Raw genomic sequence first — 24,173 nt, forward strand, 5'->3', positions numbered from 1 at the left:
CCGCGCGCGGTTTTCATTCCTTGCGCCGCCACTGACCGAACGACACCGGCCGGTGCGCATCGGCGCGCACCGCGCTGACGAAATCGGGCTTGTCGGGCTCGAGCGGGAACGATTCGGTGTAAATCTGGCTGGCGAACACCCAGCCCTGCGTGCGCGGGTCGTAGCGGAACGTCACGTAGTCGCTCCAGTGCTGTCCGCACGCGACGTCGTTCTGCACCGTGAAATAGCGTCCCTTCACCGCGATTCCGCCGTCGGCGGCGTCTTCCGGGTCGAACGGGTCGCACTGCAGCGCGTCGTTCGCGTGGAGCACGGCGCTGTCGTTGCGCGCGGCGAGCCGGTACGTGTGGTCGGCCTGTTCCTCGTAGATGAGCAACGGGCGCGGCGACGGCCGTTCGCGCGTATCCACCGCGCGATGCACGACGACGAGCAGGCTGTGCCGCCCGTCGGCGAGCGCCGGCCCCGGCTGCGCGACGAACGGCCGGTAGCCGGCAGGCAGTTGCGCGGCGACCGACGGCGGCAGTGGCGGGGCCGCGTACGCATGGCACCACCACGCGGCGAGCAACGGAACGAGGGCCCGGCGAACCGCCGCGGCCGGCGCGCGCATCGCACCCATCACAGCGTCTTGCCGAGAAATTCGGTGCCGGGCACTGGATTGAACGCGACGGGCGGCGCGGGCGTGAAGCCGAGCGACGCATACAGTTGCCTTGCCGCGACGAACTCGGGCAGCACGTCGAGACACATCCGCGCATAGCCGGCCGCCTTCGCGTCGTGCAGCAGCCGTTCGACGAGCTGGCGGCCGACGTTCAGTCCGCGCGCGTCGGGGCGCACGTACACGCGCTTCATCTCGCACGTTGCCGCGTCGATTTCGCGAAACGCCGCGCAACCGACCGCGCGCTCGCCGTGCCACGCGAGCAGCAACTGCCCGCGCGGCGCCGCGTATTTGCCCGGCAGCGCGGCGAGCTCGGGCTCGTAGTCCTGGAATGCGAGGCTGACGGTGGGGCTCGCGATGTACTCGCGGAAGATCGCTTCGACGGCGGCGGCATCGTCCGGATAGCGGGCGGCGCGGATCTCGATCATGGCGGCGGTGCGGGAGGGCGGGAACGGCAGCCAGCATAACAGCGCGCAGGCGCTTTCGGCGGCCCGCGAAGCGTGCCAGAATCGCCGGATTCACCGTCGGGAAACGACGCGCGGGCGCCGGCGCAGCGGCGTCACTGTTCCAGGAGACTTCGATGACTGCATCGGCTGCCGTACTCGCCATTCTGGCCGCGCTGTGGCTTGGCGCGATGATTCCGGGCCCGAGCTTCGTGCTGGTGGCCCGCAACTCGATCGGGCTGTCGCGCCGCGACGGGCTCGCCACCGCGCTCGGCATGGGCGTCGGCGGGATCGCGTTCGGCGGCGTCGCGCTGGCCGGGCTCTACACGCTGCTGCAGGCGGTCGAGTGGCTGTACGTGGGGCTCAAGCTGGCGGGCGGCGCGTATCTGATCTACATGGCGTCGAAGATCTGGCGCGGCGCCGACCGGCCGATCGCGATGGACGATCCGCAGGCCGGCGTCGCCGGCAGCGCGCGCAAGTCGTTCTGGACGGGCCTCACGACCCAGCTGAGCAACCCGAAGACGGCCATCTGGTACGGCAGCATTTTCGCGGCGCTCCTGCCGCAGCATCCGCCGCTGTGGTGCTACCTGGCGCTGCCGCCGCTCGTGTTCGGCGTCGAATTCGGCTGGTACACGATCGTCGCGCTGTGCTTCTCCACGCGCCGTCCGCGCGAACTCTACCTGCGTGCGAAGAAGTGGGTCGACCGCGTCGCGGCCGGTGCGATCACGCTGCTCGGGTTGCGGCTGATCCTGAACGCGCCGAAGGCGGGGATCTGACGGGCGGCGATGGTGCTACTGCCGGGCGGATGCCCGGCTTCATTTCATGGCCGATGGCGCGCCCGGCAAGCCCCTGCCTCGGGCGCCCATCTTCCGGCGGGTGCCGCGAGGGCGTCGCACGCGGGCGGCCGAATCCTGATTCAGCGAACGTCGCCGGCCACGCCGGCCATGGGCCGCGGCGATAGCGGAGCGGTTTCGGCAGGCGGCCATCGGCGTCGCCTGCATCGCGCCGGCCCATTCCACAGCCCCCATCATCGGCCCGCGAGCCTTGTGCGGCGGGCATTCGCGCCCGTTGCGCGGCGTGCCGAATCCGGCCGCTCCCCCGATTCTGGCGGTCGACCTCCCGACGACGTGTAAACTGCTGCCTTTTTTGACGGTTTGCAGCATGGTGCAAGCTCCCCCGCGCCCGGCGCTGAGCGGTCCGACGCTCGTCCGGCTGCTCGCGCGCCTGACCGATGCCGACGTCGCGGAATCCCGGCAGACGCTGTCGGACCGCCTGAGCCAATGGCTCGGCTGGACCGACGCGATCACGTTGTCGTCCGCGCTGACCGCGAGCCCGCCCGGCGTCGCGGCCGGCGTGCGTGGTTACGACGCCGAGCGCGACTGCGCGCGCGTGCGCCACGATCTCGCGCAGGCGATCACGACCGCCAACCGCCCGCGCACGCGGCGGCGGCCCGGCGACATGCCGCCGCCGCCCGCCGACACGGCCGATTTCGCGGATTTCCGCCAGCGTTGTCTGTCCCTGCAACAGGAGATGGAGACCGCGATCGGCCAGTTGCGCGGCCGCCTGCGGGTCGCGCTCGCCGCGCGCTCGTCCGGCATGGCGCGGCTCGCGACGCTCGACGCGATCATGGAGCGCGTGCTCGGCGCGCGCGAGCGCAGCCTGCTGTCCGCCGTGGCCGCGCTGCTCGGCACGCGCTTCGAGCGGCTGCGCGACGCGGAGCGGCAGGCGCTCGCCGCTGCGCAGGCAGCGGCCGGCGCCGATGACGATGGTGCGGCCGCGGCCGATGCGTCATCCGCCGCGGCGATCGTGCCCGGCACGTGGCTCGACACGTTCCGCGACGAGATGCAAAGCATCCTGCTCGCCGAACTCGAAGTCCGGTTTCAAACGGTAGACGGGCTGCTCGCGGCCCTTCGTACCTGCTAATCAATACGCTATGTCCAGAATTCGTCTCGATCTCGTTGTCTTCATCGCCGGCTTGCTGGCAGTGTGCTGGATCGGCGTCGGTTATGCCGCGTCGAACCCGCTCGCGGCGGCCGTCACGCTGCTGATCGGCGCGTGCTACGTCGCCGGTGCGTGGGAGCTGCAACGCTACCGCCAGGCGACCGCCACGCTGTCGCGCGCGGTGGCCGGCCTGACCGAGCCGCCCGCGAAGCTCGACACGTGGCTCGATACGCTGCATCCGGGCCTGCGCGGCGCCGTGCGTGCGCGTGTCGAAGGCGCGCGCGTCGCGCTGCCCGGCCCGGCGCTCACGCCGTATCTCGTCGGCCTGCTGGTGCTGCTCGGCATGCTCGGCACGCTGCTCGGGATGATCGTCACGCTGAAGGGCACGGGCGCCGCGCTCGAAAGCGCGACCGATCTCGACGCGATCCGCGCATCGCTGATCGCGCCGGTGAAGGGGCTCGGGTTCGCGTTCGGCACGTCGATCGCCGGTGTGGCGACGTCCGCGATGCTCGGCCTGTTGTCCGCGCTCGTGCGCCGCGAGCGGATCGACGCGGGCCAGCAGCTCGACGCGAAGATCGCGACGACGCTGCGCGTGCATTCGTCCGCGCACCAGCGCGACGAATCGTTCCGGCTGCTGCAGCGCCAGGCCGACGTGATGCCGGCGCTGGTCGACCGGCTGCAGACGATGATGACGACGCTCGAGGCGCGCAGCGTCGCGCTGCACGACCGCCAGATCGAAAGCCAGCAGGCGTTTTTCGAGCGCACCGAGCGTGCGTATGCGGGCCTCGCGTCGAACGTCGGCGACGCGCTGAAGGAGAGCGCCGCCGAAAGCGCGCGCGTGGCCGGGGCCGCGCTGCAGCCGGTCGTCGCGGCGACGATGACCGGGCTCGCGCAGGAGATGGCCGCGCTGCGCGACACCGTGACGGGCGCCGTGCAGCGCCAGCTCGACGGGCTGACGGACGGCTTCGAGAAGACCACCGGCGACGTGACGGCCGTCTGGAACCGCGCGATCGACGCGCAGCGCCAGGCCGGCGACGCCGTCGCGCAGCAGTTGCAGACGACGCTCGGCCAGTTCACCGACACCTTCGCGCAGCGTTCGACGGACCTGCTCGACGGCGTCGCGACGCGCCTCGAATCGACCGAAACCCGTTTGTCGGATGCGTGGCGCGATGCGCTTGCACGCCAGGAGCAGGTCGGCGAGACGCTGGCCGGCCAGCATGCACGCGCGCTGGGCGAGGCCGCCGCGACGTTCGAGCGGCATTCGGGGGCGACGCTCGCGTCGATGCGCGACTCGCATGCGGACCTGCAGACGCAACTGGCCGCGCGCGACGAAGCGCGTCTGTCGGCGTGGAACGCTTCATTGGCCGCGATGGCCGCGAAGCTCGGCGACGAGTGGCAGCGCGCCGGCGCGCACAGCGCGGGCCGTCAGCAGGAAATCTGCGATGCACTCGCTCAAACCACGCGCGATCTGACCGCACAGGCTACGACGTTCGAACAACGTTCGAACGACCTGCTGTCGACGATCCGCGATTCGCATACGGGCTTGCAAACGCAACTGGCGGCGCGCGACGAAGAACGTCTGTCGACGTGGAATGCGTCGCTTGCTGCAATGGCCGAGAAGCTTGGCGACGAATGGCAGCGTGCCGGCGTGCACAGCGCCGGTCGTCAGCAGGAGATCTGCGACGCTCTCGCACAAACCACTCGCGACCTGACCACGCAAGCGGCGACATTCGAGCAACGATCGAACGATTTGCTGTCGACGATCCGCGATTCGCATACGGGCTTGCAAACGCAACTGGCGGCGCGCGACGAAGAACGTCTGTCGACGTGGAATGCCTCGCTCGCGGAAATGGCGGCGAAGCTTGGCGACGAATGGCAACGCGCAGGCGTGCATAGCGCCGGTCGTCAGCAGGAAATCTGCGACGCTCTCGCGCAGACCACGCGTGATCTGACCGCACAGGCTACGACATTCGAGCAACGATCGAACGATCTGCTGTCGGCGATTCGCGATTCGCATACGGGCTTGCAAACGCAACTGGCCGCGCGCGACGAAGAACGTCTGTCGACGTGGAACGCCTCGCTCGCGGAAATGGCAACGAAGCTTGGTGACGAATGGCAGCGCGCAGGTGTGCATAGCGCCGGTCGTCAGCAGGAAATCTGCGACGCACTCGCGCAGACCACGCGCGACCTGACCATGCAAGCGGCGACTTTCGAGCAACGATCGAACGATTTGCTGTCGACGATCCACAATTCGCACACGGACCTGCAAACACAACTGGCCGCGCGCGACGAAGAACGTCTGTCGACGTGGAATGCCTCGCTTGCGGAAATGGCGACGAAGCTCGGCGACGAATGGCAACGCGCAGGCGTGCATAGCGCAGGCCGTCAGCAGGAAATCTGCGACGCACTCACGCAGACCACGCGCGACCTGACCGCACAGGCAGCGACCTTCGAGCAGCGCTCGAACGACCTGCTGTCGACGATCCACAATTCGCACGCGGGCCTGCAAACGCAACTGGCCGCACGCGACGAAGCGCGTCTGTCCGCGTGGAACGACTCGCTCGCCGCGATGGCTGCCGCGCTGCGCGACGAATGGGCGCAGACGAGCGCGCAGGCCGCAACGCGCCAGCAGGACATCTGCGACACGCTGACCCGCACCGCGAACGACATCACCGCGCAAGCGCAGGTGCATGCGAGCGACACGATCAACGAAATCTCGCGCCTCGTGCAGGCCGCGTCGGAAGCGCCGAAGGCCGCGGCCGACGTCGTCGCCGAGCTGCGCCAGCGCCTGTCCGACAGCATGGTGCGCGACACCGAGATGCTCGAGGAGCGCGGCCGCCTGCTCGCGACGCTCGAAACGCTGCTCGGCGCGGTCAACCATGCGTCGACCGAGCAACGCACCGCGATCGACGCGCTCGTCAGCACGTCGGCCGATTTGCTCGATCGCGTCGGCGCGCGCTTCAACGACACCGTCGATGCCGAAACGCGCAAGCTCGATTCGGTCGCCGCGCAGGTCACGGCGGGCGCCGTCGAGGTCGCGAGCCTTGGCGACGCGTTCGGCGCGGCCGTACAGGTATTCGGCGAGTCGAACGACAAGCTGCTGACCCATCTGCAGCGCATCGAGGCCGCGCTCGAGAAATCGCTCGCGCGCAGCGACGAGCAGCTCGAGTACTACGTCGCGCAGGCGCGCGAGGTGATCGACCTGAGCATGCTGTCGCAGAAGCAGATCGTCGAAGATTTGCAGCATCTCGCCGGGCGGCGGGCATCGGTCGGAGCGTAACGCATGCACGACGAAATCGACGACGGCGCACCTTCCGCGCCGGTGTGGCCCGCGTTCGCCGACCTGATGTCGGTGCTGCTCGGCGCGTTCGTGCTGATCCTCGTCGGCGTGATCGGCATGCAGTTGCAGCTCACGTCGAAGCTCGAGGAAGCCGTGCGCGCGCGCCAGCAGGAGGCGCAGCAGCGCAAGTCGCTCGAACAGGCGCTCGCCGGGCCGCTCGCGGCCGGCCGCGTGACGCTCGTGAACGGCCGTATCGGCATCAGCGGCAACGTGCTGTTCGCGCTGAATTCCGATCAGTTGCAGCCCGCGGGCAGCGATCTGCTGAAGACGCTGGCCGTGCCGCTTGCCACGTACCTGAAGACGCGCGACGAGATCCTGATGATCAGCGGTTTCGCCGACGACCAGCAGGTGCACGCCGGCAACCGCCAGTTCGCGGACAACTGGGAACTGTCGGCCAAGCGTGCGCTGACCGTCACGCGCGCGCTGATCGACGCGGGCGTGCCTGCGTCGTCGGTGTTCGCGGCCGCGTTCGGCTCCGAACAGCCGGTCAGCTCGAACGCGGACGACGAAGGCCGCGCGAAGAACCGCCGCGTGGAAATCGCACCGGTGCCGCGCAAGACCGCGTCGAACGGAGGGCGTGCGAAGTGACGGGCGACGCGACGCAGGTGCGCGCAACGCTCGACGCCTGGCGCGAGCAGGGCGCCGATCGGCTCGACCCGGTGCGCTTCCATCGGCTCGACGCGCTCGAAAGGCGCGCGGCCGCGCTAGACGGCGATGCGCGCGCGTTGCTCGATGCGCGTCTCGCGACGCTGCTGGACGGTTTTACGGAGATCGTCGCACGCGCCGATGAAGCGGCGATTGCGTGCGACACGACGCGAGCAACCGGGCAGATGCCGCGCGGCGCGGTCGGCGGCCTCGTCGAGCGTCTCGCGCGCGATGCGCAGGCCGACCGGCGCGGGCTCGATCCCGAACTGATCGACTACTTCCGCACGATGTGGTCGAAGGTGCGCACCGAACAGCAGTATCGCCAGTCGCTCGACCAGGTGCCGCGCAACGCGGGGCCGCTCAATTCGAACAGCCTCGTGCACCGGTCGCTCGCGACGATGCGCGAGCTGTCGCCGGAATACCTGCAGCAATTCCTGTCGTACATCGATGCGCTCGCGTGGCTCGAGGATCTGGCCGGCGGCGGCGCGCAACCCGAGAAGGAAGCGCCGCGCGCGAAGGCGACGAAGACCGCGAAGCCGGCGCGCAAGACCACCCGCACCAAGGCGCGATAACGCGCGTTGTCAGTTGCGTGGCGGCTGCGCGTCGATCGCCACGCGCAGCGCGTGCAACGCATCGGCCAGCGCCGACGCGAACGGCGGATGCGCGGCGATGCCGGCCGCGTCGAGCTGGCTGCCGAGGATCGGCAGCGCGATCGACGCGGGTTCGACGATGCACGCCGACATCACCGACAGCGTCTCGCGCAGCGCCGCGTCCGCATGCGTCGCGCGCGGCGACGCATTCAATACCGCGACCGGCTTGTACACGACGGCTTCGCATCCGACGACCCAGTCCAGCGCATTCTTCATCACGCCCGTCACGCCGTGCGCGTATTCCGGGCTCGCGATCAGCACGCCGTCGGCGGCGTTCAGTCGCTCGATCAGGTCGCGCACCGCGGCCGGCGACGGAAATTCGGCATCGGGATTGAACAGCGGAAATTCGCCGAGGCGATCGAAACGCGTGATGTGCATGCCGCGCGGTGCGACGCGCGCGGCCGCGTCGAGCAGCGCGGCGTTGTACGACTGCGCACGAAGGCTGCCGCACAACGCGACGATGTCGATGCGGCGCTCGGAATCGGTTCGGGGTTTGGTGGCCATCGGAGAGCGTATCGGGTGGCGGAATGCGCGGCGGCGGCGTCGCGCGGACCGGACAAATTATCGCATCGGTGCGAGTGCGAGTGCGAGTGCGGGTGCGGCGCGATGCGCGGGGCGAGTGCCGTGGGCGTGTTGCAATTCACGTCGGGCCGGCGGCAATTTCATCGAATCGCATCCGGCCGCGGCCACGTCCGTCATCCCGGTTGCGCGCGCCAGTTCGCCGAGCGTCCAGCCGTTGCCGATCAGCAGCCTGCGCGTATGCAGTGCGTCGTGCACCTCGCTTTCGACGGCTTCGCCGAGATAGCGCAGCGCGCGGCCTTCGACGTCGACGAAGCCGTGCCGGTAGTCATGCGCGAGCGCGTGCCACAACCGCGCCGCGCCGACCGACTGGCGCGCGCCGCTGATCAGGCACAGGCCCGCGTCGAGTCCCCATCGATACAGTGTCGTCGCGAGGCCCCGCCGTTGCGCGGACGCGCGCAGCCGCGTGTGCGGCGCGCGCAGGTAGCGGTCTGCGCGCCGTGGAAGCTCGGGGAGCCGGTTGAAGATCGTGTAACCGGCAAGTTGCCGGGCCGACGGGTCCTCGACGTAAAGGAAGTATTCGCCGTCCGCCTCGCGGTGGCGAACGATCAGGCCGGAGTTGCCGAGCGTGACGGCCGGCAGATCGTGCAGGCGATGGCCCGGCTGGTGCAGGCGCGCGTGGAGCGCGTCGAGTTCATCGTCGATGTCGTGCTGGGAATGCTGTACGTCGATACGCATGGCAAAGGGCGCCCGTCCCGGGCGCATCGAGAAAGGGGTTCATCGCAACAGGGGAAGGGAATGGCGGCGGCCCCCGGGCTCGGCGAGCGAGCCGGGGCCGCGAATCAGCTGGGGATGTGCTGGAAACCGGCGGCGATCGCGGCGAGGCCCGCGATGCAGAGTGCGAACAGGATCAGGACTTTGTGGATCACGCCTCGCTCCTCAAGAATGCGCGACGCCGAACGGCGGTGTCGCGGAGACGGTGATGGCGGGCCGGGCCCGCGCGGCCGTCGTGCGGGACGACGGTCGGTGGCCGCGCGACAGGCGCGCGCGGACGGTCAGCACCATACGCGACGGGCAGAGGGCGGGCAACCGACGTGGCAGCGAAAAGCGACGAAAGGCGCGGAATCGTGGCGTTTCGCGACAATTGGCCGCAACGGCGCGGGCGTGTCGATGCCGCCCGCCGTTGCCTCACGCCGCCTGCCGCCCCCCGAACGCCTGCTTGATCCGCGCGAACAACCCGTGCTGCGCGATCCATTCGGCATATGCGCGATAGTCCGGATCGCGCATCAGATGGCGTTCTTCCGTTTTCGCCCGCGTGTAGTAGATCAGGTTGATCGCGACGAGTCCCGCGCAATGCATGAGCGCGACCTGCCAGCCGAGCGGCTCGACGAACGGCACCGACACCATCCAGTACGACAGGTTCTTCGTGATGTACGCGGGATGCTTCGTGAAGCGGTACGGACCCGACGTGATGATCCCGCGGTTCGTGAGGTTCGAGAAACGCAGCCCGAACGAGATCGTCGACAGCGCGTAGGTCATCAGCAGCAGGATGATCACCGCGCCCCAGATCGCGCGCAGCGTCGGCGCGGACAGCAGCCAGTTGTCCCAGAACAGCGTGCCTTCGTAGCGGATGTAGTTGTTCGAGATCAGCGACCAGAACGGCTGGTAGCACATCAGCGCGGCGACCCAGCCGAGCGTGGTCGGCTCGACGGTGCGCACGTGGCTGTCGAGGATGCGGAACGTGCACAGGTAGCCGACGGTGCCGAACATCAGGTCCATCGTGAACGACAGGTCGTACAGGAACACGAAGGTCGCGAGCGTCATCGGCGCGTTCACCGCGTGCGCGAGCGACGCGCTCAGGTGATCGGCGTCCTTCGACAGGTAGACGATCATCAGCGGCAGGAAGAACGCCTTCACGCCCCAGCCGGCGAGCATTTCGCGCACCGGCTGCCAGCTCGCGGGTCTCTCGCGGCGGAACAGGAAGCGGCCCCACAGCAGGTACGCGTCGTCGGTCTCGCGCTGGTGGCGATCCATCCACGCGAAATAGAACGGCGCGGCGACGATCACGTACGGCGCGAGCGAGCGCAGCAGCGACCAGAACGGCAGGTAGAACGCGCCGTGATACTCGGGCAGCAGCCAGTAGATCGCGCCGATGCCCGCGTAGATCGACGCGAGCGCGCCGAGCCGCGTCGCGACGCGGGCCGGCGCGAACGGGCGCACGGCCTGCCGCGACAGCCCGGCGCTCGGGCGCAGGTAGACGCGCGAGATGAAGATTTCGTGCAGCGCGATCGTGCCGATGATCGCGAGGCTCGCGATCACCGCGCGCGTGGCCGCGTCGAGCGTCGGGTGGTCGCGCGTGACCCACAGCGCGAAGAGCCCGGCCGTGATGCCGAGCAGGCCCGCGCGAAATGGCGTGGCGGAACGGGGCGGGCGGTCCTGGACCGCGGCGATGCCGTCGAGCGTGGAATTCATGATCGGATCCTCGTCGGGATGCCGGCCGGCGACCCCCGCTTCGGCGGGGTGACGCCGGCCGCTGGCCGGGCTTTGGATTGGTATGCGCCCGGCCATTGGCCTGTGGTTCTGATACGTGAAGCGTTACTTCTTGGTGGTGCCGCCGAGCAGGCCGCCGAGCAGGTTCGTCACCGGCGACAGCAGGTTGGCCGCGCCGCCCGCGGCGGCGCCGTTCGAGCTGCCGGTGAGGCCGCCCGTGACGGTGCCGCTGCCGGCCGGCGTCGTCACCGTGCCGGTCGCGCCGCCGGGGCCGGCCGTACCGACTGCGCCGAGGGTGCCGAGGGCCGACGTCAGCGAGCCCGTCACCGTGCCGACCGGGCCGCTCGTCAGCGCGCCGCCGAGGCCGCCGGTCAGGCTGCCGCCCGGCGTCGTGACCGTGCCGGTGAGGCTTGCGCCGAGCGGCGTCAGCGAGTTGACGAGGTTGGTGACCGGCGCAAGCAGGCCGCCGACGCCCGAACCGCTGGTGCCGCTGGTGCCGCCCGTGCCGCTCGAACCGAGGCCGCCGAGCGCACCCGTCACCGAGCCGAGCAGGCCCGTGATCGGCGCGAGCGGGCCGCCGCTGGTGCCGCTCGTGCCGCCGGTGCCGCTCGAGCCGATGCCGCCGAGCCCGCCCGTCAGCGAACCGAGCAGGCCGGTGATCGGCGCGAGCGGGTTGGTGCCGCTGGTGCCGCCGTTGTTGTCGTGGACGAGCCCGCCGGTCGCCGTCACCGTGTTGCCGAGCTGACCCACGACGCCGCCGAGACCGGCGCCGAGCGGGTTGTCGGTCGCGCCGCCGACCTTCGAGCCGGCAAGGGCGAGGCCGTTGCCGAGCGTGCTCAACAGGCCGTTGAGCGGCGTGCCGAGCAGCGTGACGCTGCCGAGCGTCTGCGTGGCGCCCGGCGTCGTGACGCCGCCGGTCAGCGTGTTCGTGATCGGGTTGATCACCTTGCCGACCTGCGTCTCGAGCTGCTGGACCGGCGTGCTGTTCAGCGCGGTGTTCAGGCCCGATGCGGTCGAGTTGACCGCGCCGCCGACCGTGTTGACGAGGTCGCCAACCAGCGTCGTCACCGGCGAGAGCGGCGACAGCGGGCCCGAGCCGAGGCTCTTCACTGCGTCGCCGAGGTTGTTGACGGCGCCGCCGGCGCCGGTCAGCAGGCCGGTGGTCGACGTCAGCGTCGGGCCGAGCGGGTTCGGCGACACGCCGATCGAGCCGAGGCCGGCCGCGACGCCGTTGCCGAGCGACTGCACGCCGTTGCCGAGGCTCGCAACCGCATTGCCGACGCTGGTGGCCGTCGTCGGGTTCGTGCCGGGGATCTGCACGCCGCCGATTTGCGAGCCGCCGTTGACGACGGTCGTGCCGAGCGCCGTGACGAGGTTGCCGGTTTTCTGCAGGACGTTGCCGAGCGGGGTGACGCCGGAGCCGGAGGTGCCTGAGGTGCCGGAAGTACCGGAAGTACCGGAAGTACCGGAAGTACCGGAAGTGCCCGAGGTGCCTGACGTACCGGAAGTGCCCGAGGTGCCTGACGTACCGGAAGTGCCCGAGGTGCCTGACGTACCGGAAGTACCCGAGGTGCCGGAAGTGCCCGACGTACCGGAGGTACCCGAGGTGCCGGAAGTGCCCGAGGTGCCTGACGTACCGGAAGTACCCGAGGTGCCGGAAGTGCCCGACGTACCGGAGGTACCCGACGTACCGGAAGTACCCGACGTACCGGAAGTGCCCGAGGTACCGGAAGTACCCGAGGTGCCGGAAGTACCCGACGTACCGGAAGTACCCGAGGTACCGGAAGTACCCGAGGTGCCGGAAGTACCCGAGGTGCCGGAAGTACCCGATGTACCGGAAGTACCCGATGTACCGGAAGTACCCGAGGTGCCGGAAGTACCCGACGTACCGGAAGTGCCCGAGGTACCAGACGTACCCGACGTACCGGAAGTGCCCGACGTACCGGAAGTGCCCGACGTACCGGAAGTACCCGACGTACCGGAAGTACCCGAGGTGCCGGAAGTACCCGATGTACCGGAAGTACCCGAGGTGCCGGAAGTACCCGATGTACCGGAAGTACCCGAGGTGCCGGAAGTACCCGACGTACCGGAAGTGCCCGAGGTACCAGACGTACCCGAGGTACCAGAAGTGCCCGAGGTACCGGAAGTACCCGACGTGCCGGAAGTACCCGACGTGCCGGAAGTACCCGACGTGCCGGAAGTGCCCGACGAACCCGAAGTACCAGAAGTACCCGAGCTTCCCGACGTCCCCGACGTCCCCGAACTACCCCCCGTCCCCGACGTGCTCGGCTTGATCGTCGGCGGCGTTGTCGGTCCGTCGACGGAGCCGCAGCCGTACAGCGTGAGCAATGACAAGACAGCCAGCGATACCGTCGTCTTCTTTATTAAGTGTTGGTGCATGTTGGCCTCGACATTGGAAGTGTGCCAAGCCAGAACTGCAAATTCCGAGCCATGACAGCTTTCATGGAACGCTCGGGTGCTTTGTTGCGGAAATCGGGAATTTAGGCGCGATTTAAACGCCGATTTGAAGATTTCACGAGACGCGCGGGCCCGTTGCGCCGGTGCGGCCGAAGCGGTGTTCCCGACGGACGCCGTAACGCGCGCCCGGATGTTACGTAGCGTTCGACTCGCGCCCGGCCGGGTCGCGGCGAACCGGGCGCGTCTTTGACGAAACGCCCGCGTGCCGTGAACATGATGCGAACCCACCCGGCCGCGGGCCACGCGCGAGCGGCCACGACTTCGAACAGGACACGGACATGAGCGAACAGGACAGGGAGCAGGGCAAGGCGCGGCGCGTCGACGTGATGGGGGAAGCGTTCGTCGAGCGTGCGATGCGCGATCTCGACGGCTTTTCGCGTCCGTTGCAGAACTGGCTGAACGAACATGCGTGGGGCAGCACGTGGCAGCGCGGCGGGATCGACCTGAAGACGCGCAGCCTCTGCACCTGCGCGATGCTGGCCGCGCTGGGCCGCGGCACGGAGCTGAAGGGGCACGTGCGCGGCGCGCTTAACAACGGCGCGAGCCTCGTCGAGATCCGCGAGGTGCTGCTGCACAGTGCGCTGTACGCGGGCGCGCCGGCCGCGGTCGAGGCATTCCGCAGCGCGCGCGAGGTGATCGCGGAACTCGGGCTGTCGCTGCCCGACGACGAAGCCTGATCGAAGCGCGCCGTCGATCGCGGCGCGCCAAGCAGTCAGACGTCAGACGGCGCGCGGCCGGCCGCCGTACTGCCGGTGCGGCGCATGCAAGCGGCAATGCCGCGAGCCGCAGCGCGCGGTGACCGTGCCGACAACGCGCCGAGCACCCGCCGGACGCTCGATACAGCCGCTTGCCTGTCAGGAAGAGGAAGGAGCGCGGCCACACACGCGCGCCGTCACACCGCTGCAGCCCCCCGGCACCCGCTGCCGGTCAATGCTCGACGTGCGCGTCCTGCGCGGCCGCATCGACGGGCTCGGCGGCGACGTCGAGCAGCCAGTCCGTCGTCGCCTCCGGCATCGTGACCGGCAGCATGTGCCCGCCTTCGACGACCTTCAGCCGCACGCGCGCTGACTTCTTCGCGAGCGCCTCGCCATGGTCGCGCCAGTTCAGGATTGGATCGGCACGGCCGTACAGCACGTCGACCGGCAACGACAGTTCCGCGTAGCGGCGCGTCATCGCGGGCAGGTCGACGGGCGCCGACAGCAGGTCCGTCGCCGTCGCGTAGAACACGCGCGGGCGCAGCCCGAGCAGCCCGCCGCCCTTGACGGGGAAGTCGCGCGGCACCGCTTCCGGCGCGAACACCTGCTGCACGGCCTTGCGGCCGGTCAGGATCGTCATCGGGATCGCGAAGGTCCACGACACGAAGCGGCGCACCAGCGGCGACGGCAGCAGCAGCGGCTTGAACGGCCCCGGCGGCTCGGTCTGCTCGTGCGACAGCGGCGCGATCAGCGCGAGCCGGCTCACGCGCTCGGGATGGTTGAGGCCGACGGCGAGCGCGATCGCGCCGCCGAGCGAGTGGCCGACGAGCACGGGCCGGTCGAGCTTCAGCGCGTCGATGAACGCGGCGATGGTGCGGGCCTGCGCGAACACGTTCGCCTGCGAGCCGGCGCCGCGCAGCGAGCGGCCGGCGCCGGGCCGGTCGACGAGGATCACGCGATGCCGCTGCGCGAGCCGCGCGAGCGGCAGGTATGCGAAGTTGCGCAACTGGCCGGCGAGCCCGTGCACGAACACGATCGGCGGGCCGCTGCCGTACTCGACGTAGTGGAGGCGGTCGCCGCCGACGTCGACGAAGCGGCCTTCGGGCGGAAACGCGCGCGTCACGCGGCTCGCGACGTAACCGGAAAACAGCGCGAGCGCGGCGAGCACCGCGACGGCGCCGAGCAGCACGTTCTGGATCAGATGGAGCGTATGGCTCATGTCGGCCTCAACGGGTTTCGAGTACGGGTTCGGCAACCGGCGCGGCGGCCGGGCCGGTTTGCGCGCGGCGTTCGAAATGCATCGCCGAATCGGCGAGTCCGCTGAACTTCAGCGATGCGAGATCGAGCACGTAGTTCTGGTGGAATTTCCATGGCTTGCGGTGGCCCTGCTTCGGCAGGATGCCGGCTGCGCGCTGGATGTAGCCCGAGCTCAGGTTCACGGCCGGCACGTCGCCGAGGTCGCCGGCGCCGAGCCGCGGCACGCACGTGTCGTAGCCGTGCGCGCGCATGTGGTTCAGCAGCCGGCACACGTAGCGCGAGATCAGCTCGGCCTTCAGCGTCCACGACGCGTTCGTGTAGCCGAACGACGACGCGAGGTTCGGCACGTCGCTGTACATCATCCCTTTATAGGACACGGTCTGCGGCAAGTCGACCGGGCGGCCGTCCACCGTGACGCGCGCGCCGCCGAGCATCTTCACCTTCAGCCCGGTGGCCGTGACGATCACGTCGGCGTCGAGCTGCTGGCCGCTTTTCAGCTTCAGGCCGGTCGGCGTGAAGCGTTCGATCTCGTCGGTGACGATCGACGCGCGGCCCGCGCGGATCGACTTGAACAGGTCGCCGTTCGGCACGAGGCACACGCGCTGGTCCCACGGCATGTAGCGCGGCGTCAGGTGCTTCGCGACGTCGAAGTCGGCGCCGAGCTGCTTGCCGGCCGCGCGGATGATGAACCGCCTGGTCCGCTCGGGCTTGCGGCGCGACACGTTGTACAGGTACATCGTCAGCAATACGTTCTTCACGCGCACGAGCCGGTGCGCGAGCTGCGACGGCAGCACGCGGCGCAACGCGTTCGCGATCCTGTCGCGGGCCGGCAGCGACACGATGTAGGTCGGCGAGCGCTGCAGCATCGTCACGTGTTTCGCGTCGGCCGCCATCGACGGCACCAGCGTGACGGCTGTCGCGCCGCTGCCGATCACGACGACGCGCCGGTTCGCGTACGACAGGTCCTTCGGCCATTGCTGCGGATGCACGATGCGGCCTTCGAACGATGCCATGCCGGCCCAGTCGGGCAGGTAGCCGCCGTCGTAGTCGTAGTAGCCGCTGCACATGTAGAGGAAGCGGCACGTGTAGACGAGCGTGTCGCGCGCGCCGTCCTGCGTGCATTCGACGCGCACCGTCCAGCGCGCGCGGCTCGAATCCCAGTCGGCCGAGACGACTTTCCGGCCGTAGCGGATCGTTTTGTCGATGCCGTACGCGCGCGCGGTGTCGCGGATGTAGTCGAGGATCGTCTGGCCGTCGGAGATCGCCTTGTCGCTGTGCCACGGGCGGAAGCTGTAGCCGAGCGTGAACATGTCGGAATCCGAACGAACGCCGGGATAGCGGAACAGGTCCCAGGTGCCGCCGATCGCATCGCGCGCCTCGACGATCGCGACGCTCGCATGCGGGCAGCGCTTCTTCAGGTGATACGCGGCGCCGATGCCGGACAGGCCGGCGCCGACGATCAGCACGTCGAGGTCGCGGCTGTCGCCGCGGGCGGGCGGCGCATCGCGCCGGTCGGTCGTGGTCGAGGTCATGCTGGGTCCTGGGTCGGCGTGGTCGGGCGCGCGGCCGGGGCAGGCGCGCGTTCGAGGTTGCGTGCGCGGGCGCGGCGCACGTGGCGCAGCATCAGCCGCTGATAGCCGGCGCCGAGCAGGCGCGCGATCTTGTCGAGACGGCGCGCATCGGCGCCGACCAGCACGCGGCGCGCGTTGCGCTCGACGCCGGCGAGGATCTGCCGAGCGGCATCGTCGGCCGTCGTCGCGTTGATCAGGCGGTTCGCCTGGCGGCGATGGGTCGCTTCGTCCTGACCCGTGAGCGCATGGATGCTGGTGTCGACGCGGCTCGCATCGACGATGTTGGTCGCGACGCCGCCCGGATGCACGCAGGTTGCGCTCACCGGCGCGCCGTCGAGCTCGAGCTCCATGCGCAGCGCTTCGGTGAAGCCGCGCACCGCGAACTTGGTCGCGTTGTACGCGCTTTGGGTCGGCATCGCGATCAGCCCGAACAGGCTCGACGTGTTGATCACATGCCCGTCGCCCGACGCGCGCAGATGCGGCAGGAACGCCTGCGTGCCGTGCACGACGCCCCAGAAGTTGATGCCGACGATCCATTCGAGATCGGCGATGCGCGCGGTCTCGGCGCTCGCGGCCAGCGACACGCCCGCATTGTTGAAGATCAGGTTGACCTTGCCGTGTTCCGCGCGCACGCAATCGGCCCACGCGAACACCGCGTCGCGATCGGCGACGTCGAGCCGCCGCGTGCTCGTGCGCACGCCGTGCCGCGCGCAGGCGGCCGCCGTGCCGGCGAGCCCGACGTCGTTGACGTCGGCGAGCGCGACCTCGCAGCCGCGCCGCGCAAGCTCGACCGCGAGGCTGCGGCCCATGCCCGAACCGGCGCCCGTGATCGCGGCGACCTTGCCGGAAAAACCCTTCATGTGTCGTTCCTCCCGTTCCCGCTTGCGCTGCACCGGCGGCGCGTCTATTGTGGTGTTGTTCGTCACCACTTTAGTTTTCGGGTGTCCTGATGTCAAATAGCGAAATGGAGAAAGCATTCGAAACGGAAAAACGGGGTCGGGCGTACGGCGGCGTGGCGCCCGAGGTGCGGGCCGCGGAGCGGCGCGATGCGCTGATTCGCGCGGCGACGCGCGTGTTCGGCACGGTCGGGTTCCGCAAGGCGACCGTGCGGTCGATCTGTCAGGAAGCGAAGCTCAACGATCGCTATTTCTACGCGGCGTTCGACAGCACCGAGGATCTGCTGCGCTGTACTTATCTGCATCATGCGCAGCAGCTGCGCGACGCGGTCGCGCGCGCGGTGGCCGAGCGCGGCGGCGATCTGCGCGAGAGCGTCGACGCGGGGCTCGCCGCGTTCTTCGGTTTCCTGCGCGATCCGTGCGCGGCGCGTGTGCTGCTGCTCGAAGTGATGGGCGTCAGCGCGGATACCGACATGACCTACCAGCGGATGCTGATCGACTTCGGCAAGCTGATCATGGCGATCGGCGCGGCGCGCGAAGCCGTGACGCCCGCGGCGCGCACCGAGCAGCGGCTGATCGGGCTCGCGCTCGTCGGCGCGATGACGAACGTCGGCGCGGCGTGGCTGCTCACCGGCTATCGCGATCCGGAGGCACAGATGGTCGCGAGCTGCAGGAAGGTGCTGCTGGGGACGCTGCGGGAAGGGTAGAGCCTGTTCCCGCTCATCGCGGGCTTGCGAACGTGCCTTTCCGCCCGTCCCCGAAGGGCTTCCTCCGGGCGCGTGCAAGGAGAGAGGCGGCGCAATGGCCATAGCGATTGCAACGACGAACGACGCCGCCATGCGGGCGGAAGGCACGTCCTCCTGTTTTGGGAACATTCATTCGCGAGGTTGGCCCCCGGAAGGGGCGATCGCCGCGTCATGCTCTTCACGAATACGTCGAGTATTCGCTTCGTCGCTTTTCCGTTCCCGTTCCCGATGTTCACGTTCCGACACATTTCCGGTTTCCGCAACGGCGTCGCGCCGTTCCGGCCGGCACCGCGCGCCTCGGCCGGCTGGCGCGACCGGCGCGGCCGATTCGCCTTTGTTTAAAATAGTTCGCGAACCGTTAAATTTCGTCAAATTCATCCGGTATCGGAATATTCCGATGGTGCGGAAAATGTAAGCTATTCATTATCTCGATAAATATTAAGAACTAAATTCAGGCCGGGAAATGAAATGACATCTGCGTGAAAACCACCGGAATGAGTGGTTTCCCTGAAGCGATAACGGGATGTATTAACAGCGTAACGGAAATCCGGCCCGGTCCGGCGTGCGTCGAGCATGCTCCGGCGGGCAGGGGCATCCGTACGGAAAAATCTCCGATTCGCGAGGTGCGCGGGGTGGTATTTACACGCGTGATGATTTGTCTCACGAGAGAGGCAAATTCGAATGCGTTTCCGGCTCGGTCTCGATATTTAATAGAGTTAGCGAGAAAAGAGAGTTTGCCGGAGGCCAGAATGGTCGGAAGAATGCCGAAGAAAATAATCGGTGGATTATTGGCGTTTCCTTTCCTTTGCGCGCACGCGGGGCAATTGTCGGGCGCGATGGACGTCAGCCTGCACGTGCGCAGCGGCTGCCAGGTGGGCGCGCTCGCGGGCACGGCGGATTTCGGCCGTCTGGCGTTCGGCGAGCACGGCCCGACCTGGGTTGACCCGTTGACCGCCGACGGTCGCTCGACGGCCGCCGGCGGGCAGGTGCGCGTCGCGTGCAGCCCCGACATCGACGGCTTTCTGGTGTCGATCGACAGCGGCCGCAACGGCACGCAGGCGACGCGCTACGTCGTGAAGCGCGATGCCGCCGGGCGCGTCGTCGCCCGGGTGCCCTACAACGTGTACCGCGATCCGGCGCGCAGCCTGCCGTACGTGCCGCTGATCCCCCAGTCGTTTCTCATCGACGACGCGCACACCGAGGTGGCGCTGCCGTTGTTCGGTGTCGTCCAGGGTCAGGCGCAGGCGCTCCCGGCCGGGATTTACGAGGATTTGCTCGGCATCACGCTCGACTGGTGATGCAGGGCGAATGACGCAATAGCGGTTCTTTCAATCATCCAGGGAAACAACATGAATGCTCAGTGGAAACTTTTGGCGGCGGTCGCCTTCGCGTCGGTTTGCGCAGCCGCCCAAGCCCAGACGAGCCCGCTTACGGGGACGGTGAACTCGCAACTCGTGCTCACCACCGGCTGCGCCATCGATACGGGCTCGGGCTCGGTCGGCGCGACCAGCTTCGGGACGCTCGATTTCGGCACCCAGCCGAGCGGCTTCACCGGCTCGCTGAATTCGCAGGCGACGGGCGGCGGTTCGACCGCCACGCAGGTGACCTGCTCGCCGGACGTGACGTCGGTGCAGGTGACGGTAGACGGCGGCCAGAACGCCAGCAAGGGCACGGGCATCGGCACCGGCACGCGCGCGCTGGCGAACGGCACGGCGTACGTCCCGTACGAGGTCTACGCCGATTCCGCGCACGCGAAGCAATACGTCGCGGGCACGGCGCAAGCCGTGGCGGTGCCTTCTCCGGGCGCGGCGTTCGCACTGCCGATCTACGGTGTTGCGAACAAGACGAGCAGCACCGCCCTGGCTGCCGGCACCTATACGGACGTGCTGAACGTCACGCTCGGCTGGTAAGCCTCGCGCTGCCGGCCGTTCCTGCCTTGCGGCTTTCACCCGAGAGCGGCAAGGCGGCCTCTTTCCTGCCTATCGTTATGCGGACGAGCGTTATGCGGACGAGCAAAAGTGTGGTGCTGCTGCTGGGGGCCGTGACGCTGCCCGCCTTGGGCCTGGCCGACACGGCGGTGCCGACGACCGGGGTCTTCACGGTCAGCGCGCAGATCGTCGCGGGGTGCGGCGTGGCGGGCGGCGGCACCGCCGGTCTCAACTTCGGCAAGCTCGACTTCGGCGCGCATCCGGCGGTTGCCACCGGCAACGTGAGCGCGGCGACGGCCGGCAGCGCGCTGCAGATCGAATGCTCGCCCGGCTCGACGCTGAAGATGGTGATCGACGGCGGCATCCAGCCGAGCGCGGGCAATACGCAGCGCAACCTGCAGGGCCCGGGCGGGGTGCAGGTCGCGTACCGGCTCTATGCGGACGCGGCCCATACGCAGGCGATCGGCATCGGGCAGGCGATCTCGATTCCCGTATCGGGCGTGGCGAGCCTGCCGATCTACGGCGCGCTGACGCTGCCTGGCGGCGCCGCGCCGGCCGGCACTTATACCGACGTCGCCCAGGTCACCCTGAGTTACTGAATCCAATTAGGAATGCACGATGAATGATGCTGTCGTCGACCGACGCGCCGCTACCGGTCTCCGGCGCGCGGTGCGCGCCGCACTGGCCGCACTGGCGGTGACGGGCGCGGGTGCCGCGCACGCGGCCGCCTCCGTGATGATCTGGCCGATCGATCCCGTGATCGAGAGCGACCAGCGGGCGGGCGCGCTGTGGCTCGAGAACCGCGATACCCGGCCGGTGACGCTGCAGATTCGCGTGCTCGGCTGGCGCGAGGAGGGCGGCGAGGATCTGTACGCGGAAGACCAGACCCGCGTCGCCGGCAGCCCGCCGATGGCGACGGTGCCGCCCGGCAAGCGTCAGTTGATCCGCCTCACGCGGCTCGCAGACACCGCGCCCGGCACCGAGGACGCCTATCGCGTGCTGATCGACGAAATCCCGCAACCGGACGACGACGCGGCGGCGCAGGACAAGCAGGCGCAGCTCGGCGTGAAGTTCCAGATGCATTACTCGATTCCGTTGTTCGTGTATGGGCAGGGCATATGGACGAAGCCGGACCCGGAACGCAAGCGCGATCCGGCGACGGCCGCGCAGCCGGCGCTCGGCTGGCATCTCGAACGCAACGGCGGCCGGCGCTGGCTCGTGATGACGAACCGGGGCCGCGTGCATGCGCGCATCACGCAGGTCGCGTTCGATGCGCCGGGTGCGCGCAGCGACGTCGCGCGCGGCCTGCTCGGCTACGTGCTGCCCGGCGCCCGGATGCGCTGGGAACTGCCTGACAGCGTGAAGCTCGCGGCGCAGCCGAAGCTGGTCGCGACCGTCAACGGAGTGGCAGGCGTCGCGATCGAGCCGGACGCCACCGACGCGCACTGACGAGACCGTGTCACGAACGGCGATCGATCGAATCAAACCAATACGGGGATGGCCTTGAGGCGGAGGAATCGAATCAACGGCGAGCGGTCGCCGCGCTTGCGCGACGCCGCCTGGGCCGTGGGGCTTGTGTTCGCGGCGACGGGGCCGGCGCACGCGTACGACGCGATGCTGCTGGCGGACAATTTCGGCCGTGCGCTGCCGATGCCGAGCCAGGCGATGCGCAGCGGCACGCTGTACCTGGAACTGGTGGTCAACGCGCTGCCGACCGGGCAAGTCGTGCCGGTGCGCTATCAGGACGGCGCGTATTACGTGCGCGCCGCCGATCTCGCGAAGGTGTCGGTGCGCACCGGCGCCGCGCCGGACCGGATGGTCGATCTCGCGAAGCTCGACGGCGTCACCGTCGCCTACGACAGCACCGCGCAGCAGCTCCGGCTGGACGTGCCGCCCGACTGGCTGCCGCAGCAGACGGTCGGGTCCGCGCGGCTCTACGACCGCACGCCGGCGGCGGTCAGCTTCGGGATGCTGTTCAACTACGACGTCTATACGAGTGCGCCGACGCACGGGCCCGGCTATACGTCCGCATGGACCGAGCAGCGCGTGTTCGACCGGTGGGGCACGCTCGTCAACACCGGCGTTTATCGCCGCTCGTACGGCGAAGGCGCGGGGGCGGCGGGCGCGTCCGGCGACAACCGCTATCTGCGCTACGACACGACGTGGCGCTATTCCGACCAGGACCGGATGATCACCTACACGGCAGGCGACCTGATCACGGGCGCGTTGTCGTGGACGAGCGCGGTGCGGCTCGGCGGCGTGTCGGTCGCGCGCGACTTCGCGGTGCGGCCCGACATCGTCACGTATCCGCTGCCGCAGTTCGCCGGGCAGGCGGCGGTGCCGACCGCGGTCGACCTGTTCATCAACGGCAGCAAGACGGCGACCGGGCAGGTGAATCCCGGGCCGTTCGCGCTGAACAACGTGCCGTTCATCAACGGCGCCGGCGAGGCGACCGTCGTGACGACCGACGCGCTCGGTCGCCAGGTCGCAACCACGATCCCGTTCTACGTCGCCAATACGCTGTTGCAGAAGGGCCTGACGGACTATTCGCTGTCGCTCGGCGCGATGCGGCGCGATTATGGAATCAGTTCGTTTTCCTACGGAAAATTTGCGGCGTCGGGCACCGCCCGCTACGGCGTCACCAATTATCTGACTGTCGAGGGGCATGCGGAAGGCGGCGAGCGGCTCGCGCTCGGCGGCCTCGGCTTCGACGTCGGTGTCGGCCGGCTCGGCGTGCTCAATGCGGCGCTCACGCAGAGCAGCGCCGAAGGCGCGTCAGGGCAGCAGTATGCGTTCGGCTATAGCTACACGTCGCAGCGCTTCAGCGTCGCGCTGCAGCGCACCCAGCGCACCGGCGGGTTCCGCGACCTGTCCGTGTACGACCTGCCGTCCAACGTCAACTACCGGCTGGTCCGCAGCAGCACGCAGGCGACCGGCGCGCTGAATCTCGGCACGCTGGGCGGCACGCTCGGCGCCGGCTACTTCGACGTGCGCGGCGGCGACGGCTCGCGCACGCGGATCGCGAACGTGTCGTATACGCGGCCGCTGTTCGGCCGCGCGACGCTTTATGCGGCGCTCAACAAGACGATCGGCGATCGCGGCATCGCCGCGCAGATGCAGTTGATCGTGCCGCTCGGCGACAAGGGCGTGGTGAGCGCGGGCGCGACGCGCGACGGCGACGGCAACTGGACCGAGCGCACCCAGTACAGCCGCAGCGTGCCGAGCGACGGCGGGCTTGGCTGGAACCTCGCGTATGCGGGCGGCGCGTCGCATTACCAGCAGGCCGACATGACGTGGCGCAACCGCTACTTCCAGGTGCAGGGCGGCCTGTACGGCTACGGGCCGAGCCAGGGCTACACGCGCTGGGGCGAGATGCAGGGCTCGGTCGTCGTGATGGACGGCGCGGTGCTGCCGGCCAATCGTGTCGACGACGCGTTCGTGCTGATCGACACGCAAGGGCAGAAGGGCATTCCGGTGCGCTACGAGAACCAGTTGATCGGCACGACCGACGGGCAGGGGCATCTGCTGGTGCCGTGGTCGCCGTCGTATTACGCGGCCAAGTACGAGATCGATCCGCTCGGCCTGCCGGCCGACATGCGCGTGCCGACGGTCGAGCGCCGTGTCGCGGTGCGCCAGCAGGCCGGCGCGCTGGTCACGTTCCCGGTCGAGCGGGTCGTGTCGGCGAGCATCGTGCTGGTCGACGGCGCGGGCAAGCCGATCCGGATCGGCTCGCGCGTCACCCATCGCGAAAGCGGGCAGACGGCGCTGGTCGGCTGGAACGGCGAAACCTATTTCGAGGGGCTGTCCGCCGTCAATCATCTGAGCGTGGCGCAGCCGGACGGCCGCGTATGCGACGCGCGCTTCGATGTCGACGTCGACGCGCGCGGCATGCATCGCGTCGGTCCGCTCGTGTGCGGCCAATGAA

22 protein-coding genes are annotated in these 24,173 nt (G+C 69.1%); 12 read left to right on the plus strand and 10 right to left on the minus strand.

The annotated features are described in order from the left end of the window. Window positions 1-13: 13 nt before the first annotated feature. Window positions 14-604: a hypothetical protein gene (locus tag DCN14_RS03585; RefSeq protein WP_096500516.1), complete on the minus strand. Its 591-nt coding sequence runs from the start codon at window positions 602-604 to the stop codon at window positions 14-16. A gap of 8 nt (window positions 605-612) precedes the next feature. Beyond that, on the minus strand, window positions 613-1,077 hold the full coding sequence (locus tag DCN14_RS03590; RefSeq protein ID WP_096500030.1) for a GNAT family N-acetyltransferase: 465 nt from the start codon (window positions 1,075-1,077) through the stop codon (window positions 613-615). 152 nt (window positions 1,078-1,229) lie between these two features. Here DCN14_RS03590 and DCN14_RS03595 point away from each other — a divergent pair, with 152 nt between their 5' ends. Beyond that, window positions 1,230-1,868 carry a LysE family translocator gene (locus DCN14_RS03595; protein WP_096500028.1) on the plus strand — a complete coding sequence of 213 codons (639 nt, stop codon included), beginning with the start codon at window positions 1,230-1,232 and terminating at the stop codon, window positions 1,866-1,868. A gap of 39 nt (window positions 1,869-1,907) precedes the next feature. Here DCN14_RS03595 and DCN14_RS37845 read toward each other — a convergent pair whose 3' ends face one another. Next, window positions 1,908-2,255, minus strand: a complete 348-nt coding sequence (locus DCN14_RS37845) for a hypothetical protein (RefSeq protein ID WP_162826166.1) — start codon at window positions 2,253-2,255, stop codon at window positions 1,908-1,910. On the opposite strand from DCN14_RS37845, the gene DCN14_RS03600 reads away from it, so the two are divergent. The 4 genes from DCN14_RS03600 to DCN14_RS03615 are packed head-to-tail and all read left to right on the plus strand — an operon-like array spanning window position 2,254 to window position 7,590. Further along, on the plus strand, window positions 2,254-3,015 hold the full coding sequence (locus DCN14_RS03600) for a DUF3348 domain-containing protein (protein ID WP_096500026.1): 762 nt from the start codon (window positions 2,254-2,256) through the stop codon (window positions 3,013-3,015). The genes DCN14_RS37845 and DCN14_RS03600 overlap by 2 nt on opposite strands. Before the next feature lie 10 nt (window positions 3,016-3,025). Continuing rightward, window positions 3,026-6,313, plus strand: a complete 3,288-nt coding sequence (locus DCN14_RS03605) for a DUF802 domain-containing protein (protein ID WP_096500024.1) — start codon at window positions 3,026-3,028, stop codon at window positions 6,311-6,313. Between the two features lie 3 nt (window positions 6,314-6,316). Continuing rightward, a complete protein-coding gene (locus tag DCN14_RS03610; protein ID WP_096500022.1) occupies window positions 6,317-6,961 on the plus strand; it encodes an OmpA family protein in 645 nt (214 codons plus the stop codon). Further along, window positions 6,958-7,590, plus strand: a complete 633-nt coding sequence (locus DCN14_RS03615) for a DUF2894 domain-containing protein (RefSeq protein ID WP_096500020.1) — start codon at window positions 6,958-6,960, stop codon at window positions 7,588-7,590. The genes DCN14_RS03610 and DCN14_RS03615 overlap by 4 nt, the downstream gene beginning before the upstream one ends. Before the next feature lie 9 nt (window positions 7,591-7,599). Here the strand turns inward: DCN14_RS03615 and DCN14_RS03620 are convergent, their stop codons facing one another. From DCN14_RS03620 to DCN14_RS03635, 4 genes are all read right to left on the minus strand, one after another. After that, window positions 7,600-8,172, minus strand: coding sequence for an NADPH-dependent FMN reductase (locus DCN14_RS03620; RefSeq protein WP_096500018.1), 573 nt, complete (start codon window positions 8,170-8,172; stop codon window positions 7,600-7,602). 57 nt (window positions 8,173-8,229) lie between these two features. Beyond that, the gene (locus DCN14_RS03625; RefSeq protein WP_096500016.1) at window positions 8,230-8,925 is read right to left on the minus strand and encodes a histone acetyltransferase; all 696 of its coding nucleotides are present in this window, start codon (window positions 8,923-8,925) and stop codon (window positions 8,230-8,232) included. 450 nt (window positions 8,926-9,375) lie between these two features. Next, window positions 9,376-10,659, minus strand: a complete 1,284-nt coding sequence (locus DCN14_RS03630; protein WP_096500014.1) for an isoprenylcysteine carboxylmethyltransferase family protein — start codon at window positions 10,657-10,659, stop codon at window positions 9,376-9,378. Between the two features lie 123 nt (window positions 10,660-10,782). Beyond that, a complete protein-coding gene (locus DCN14_RS03635; protein ID WP_115531360.1) occupies window positions 10,783-13,077 on the minus strand; it encodes a collagen-like triple helix repeat-containing protein in 2,295 nt (764 codons plus the stop codon). 356 nt (window positions 13,078-13,433) lie between these two features. Between DCN14_RS03635 and DCN14_RS03640 the strand changes: the two genes are divergently transcribed. Beyond that, window positions 13,434-13,832, plus strand: coding sequence for a carboxymuconolactone decarboxylase family protein (locus DCN14_RS03640; protein ID WP_096505787.1), 399 nt, complete (start codon window positions 13,434-13,436; stop codon window positions 13,830-13,832). A gap of 250 nt (window positions 13,833-14,082) precedes the next feature. Here DCN14_RS03640 and DCN14_RS03645 read toward each other — a convergent pair whose 3' ends face one another. From DCN14_RS03645 to DCN14_RS03655, 3 genes are read right to left on the minus strand one after another with little or no spacing between them, the layout of a single operon-like run. Next, window positions 14,083-15,069, minus strand: a complete 987-nt coding sequence (locus DCN14_RS03645; RefSeq protein ID WP_096505785.1) for an alpha/beta fold hydrolase — start codon at window positions 15,067-15,069, stop codon at window positions 14,083-14,085. A 7-nt stretch (window positions 15,070-15,076) separates the two neighbouring features. Next, the gene (locus tag DCN14_RS03650) at window positions 15,077-16,639 is read right to left on the minus strand and encodes an NAD(P)/FAD-dependent oxidoreductase (protein WP_096505783.1); all 1,563 of its coding nucleotides are present in this window, start codon (window positions 16,637-16,639) and stop codon (window positions 15,077-15,079) included. Further along, window positions 16,636-17,538 carry an SDR family NAD(P)-dependent oxidoreductase gene (locus tag DCN14_RS03655; protein ID WP_096505781.1) on the minus strand — a complete coding sequence of 301 codons (903 nt, stop codon included), beginning with the start codon at window positions 17,536-17,538 and terminating at the stop codon, window positions 16,636-16,638. The genes DCN14_RS03650 and DCN14_RS03655 overlap by 4 nt, the downstream gene beginning before the upstream one ends. 104 nt (window positions 17,539-17,642) lie before the next feature. Here DCN14_RS03655 and DCN14_RS03660 point away from each other — a divergent pair, with 104 nt between their 5' ends. From DCN14_RS03660 to DCN14_RS03685, 6 genes are all read left to right on the plus strand, one after another. After that, window positions 17,643-18,281 carry a TetR/AcrR family transcriptional regulator gene (locus DCN14_RS03660; protein WP_240327259.1) on the plus strand — a complete coding sequence of 213 codons (639 nt, stop codon included), beginning with the start codon at window positions 17,643-17,645 and terminating at the stop codon, window positions 18,279-18,281. Window positions 18,282-19,081: 800 nt separating this feature from the next. Beyond that, complete coding sequence (locus DCN14_RS03665) at window positions 19,082-19,618, plus strand: spore coat U domain-containing protein (RefSeq protein WP_346265270.1); 537 nt, start codon at window positions 19,082-19,084, stop codon at window positions 19,616-19,618. Window positions 19,619-19,669: 51 nt separating this feature from the next. Then, window positions 19,670-20,230 (plus strand): spore coat protein U domain-containing protein, encoded by a 561-nt coding sequence (locus DCN14_RS03670; protein ID WP_096505775.1) that lies wholly within the window; start codon window positions 19,670-19,672, stop codon window positions 20,228-20,230. Between the two features lie 110 nt (window positions 20,231-20,340). Then, on the plus strand, window positions 20,341-20,847 hold the full coding sequence (locus tag DCN14_RS03675; protein WP_096505773.1) for a spore coat U domain-containing protein: 507 nt from the start codon (window positions 20,341-20,343) through the stop codon (window positions 20,845-20,847). 19 nt (window positions 20,848-20,866) lie between these two features. Next, window positions 20,867-21,697: a molecular chaperone gene (locus DCN14_RS03680; protein ID WP_096505771.1), complete on the plus strand. Its 831-nt coding sequence runs from the start codon at window positions 20,867-20,869 to the stop codon at window positions 21,695-21,697. 48 nt (window positions 21,698-21,745) lie between these two features. Beyond that, window positions 21,746-24,172 carry a fimbria/pilus outer membrane usher protein gene (locus DCN14_RS03685; RefSeq protein WP_162826167.1) on the plus strand — a complete coding sequence of 809 codons (2,427 nt, stop codon included), beginning with the start codon at window positions 21,746-21,748 and terminating at the stop codon, window positions 24,170-24,172. The last annotated feature ends 1 nt before the right edge of the window (window position 24,173 follow it).

This window comes from Burkholderia sp. IDO3, assembly GCF_003366075.1.
Classification (GTDB): Bacteria; Pseudomonadota; Gammaproteobacteria; order Burkholderiales; family Burkholderiaceae; genus Burkholderia; species Burkholderia anthina.

What these genes read in the sequence shown, in the direction of transcription:
- DCN14_RS03585 (WP_096500516.1), bottom strand. Translation starts at nt 604, where the DNA reads ATGCGCGCGCCGGCCGCGGCGGTTCGCCGGGCCCTCGTTCCGTTGCTC.
- DCN14_RS03590 (WP_096500030.1), bottom strand. Translation starts at nt 1,077, where the DNA reads ATGATCGAGATCCGCGCCGCCCGCTATCCGGACGATGCCGCCGCCGTC.
- DCN14_RS03595 (WP_096500028.1), top strand. Translation starts at nt 1,230, where the DNA reads ATGACTGCATCGGCTGCCGTACTCGCCATTCTGGCCGCGCTGTGGCTT.
- DCN14_RS03600 (WP_096500026.1), top strand. Translation starts at nt 2,254, where the DNA reads ATGGTGCAAGCTCCCCCGCGCCCGGCGCTGAGCGGTCCGACGCTCGTC.
- DCN14_RS37845 (WP_162826166.1), bottom strand. Translation starts at nt 2,255, where the DNA reads ATGCTGCAAACCGTCAAAAAAGGCAGCAGTTTACACGTCGTCGGGAGG.
- DCN14_RS03605 (WP_096500024.1), top strand. Translation starts at nt 3,026, where the DNA reads ATGTCCAGAATTCGTCTCGATCTCGTTGTCTTCATCGCCGGCTTGCTG.
- DCN14_RS03610 (WP_096500022.1), top strand. Translation starts at nt 6,317, where the DNA reads ATGCACGACGAAATCGACGACGGCGCACCTTCCGCGCCGGTGTGGCCC.
- DCN14_RS03620 (WP_096500018.1), bottom strand. Translation starts at nt 8,172, where the DNA reads ATGGCCACCAAACCCCGAACCGATTCCGAGCGCCGCATCGACATCGTC.
- DCN14_RS03625 (WP_096500016.1), bottom strand. Translation starts at nt 8,925, where the DNA reads ATGCGTATCGACGTACAGCATTCCCAGCACGACATCGACGATGAACTC.
- DCN14_RS03630 (WP_096500014.1), bottom strand. Translation starts at nt 10,659, where the DNA reads ATGAATTCCACGCTCGACGGCATCGCCGCGGTCCAGGACCGCCCGCCC.
- DCN14_RS03635 (WP_115531360.1), bottom strand. Translation starts at nt 13,077, where the DNA reads ATGCACCAACACTTAATAAAGAAGACGACGGTATCGCTGGCTGTCTTG.
- DCN14_RS03640 (WP_096505787.1), top strand. Translation starts at nt 13,434, where the DNA reads ATGAGCGAACAGGACAGGGAGCAGGGCAAGGCGCGGCGCGTCGACGTG.
- DCN14_RS03645 (WP_096505785.1), bottom strand. Translation starts at nt 15,069, where the DNA reads ATGAGCCATACGCTCCATCTGATCCAGAACGTGCTGCTCGGCGCCGTC.
- DCN14_RS03650 (WP_096505783.1), bottom strand. Translation starts at nt 16,639, where the DNA reads ATGACCTCGACCACGACCGACCGGCGCGATGCGCCGCCCGCCCGCGGC.
- DCN14_RS03655 (WP_096505781.1), bottom strand. Translation starts at nt 17,538, where the DNA reads ATGAAGGGTTTTTCCGGCAAGGTCGCCGCGATCACGGGCGCCGGTTCG.
- DCN14_RS03660 (WP_240327259.1), top strand. Translation starts at nt 17,643, where the DNA reads ATGGAGAAAGCATTCGAAACGGAAAAACGGGGTCGGGCGTACGGCGGC.
- DCN14_RS03665 (WP_346265270.1), top strand. Translation starts at nt 19,082, where the DNA reads ATGCCGAAGAAAATAATCGGTGGATTATTGGCGTTTCCTTTCCTTTGC.
- DCN14_RS03670 (WP_096505775.1), top strand. Translation starts at nt 19,670, where the DNA reads ATGAATGCTCAGTGGAAACTTTTGGCGGCGGTCGCCTTCGCGTCGGTT.
- DCN14_RS03680 (WP_096505771.1), top strand. Translation starts at nt 20,867, where the DNA reads ATGAATGATGCTGTCGTCGACCGACGCGCCGCTACCGGTCTCCGGCGC.
- DCN14_RS03685 (WP_162826167.1), top strand. Translation starts at nt 21,746, where the DNA reads ATGGCCTTGAGGCGGAGGAATCGAATCAACGGCGAGCGGTCGCCGCGC.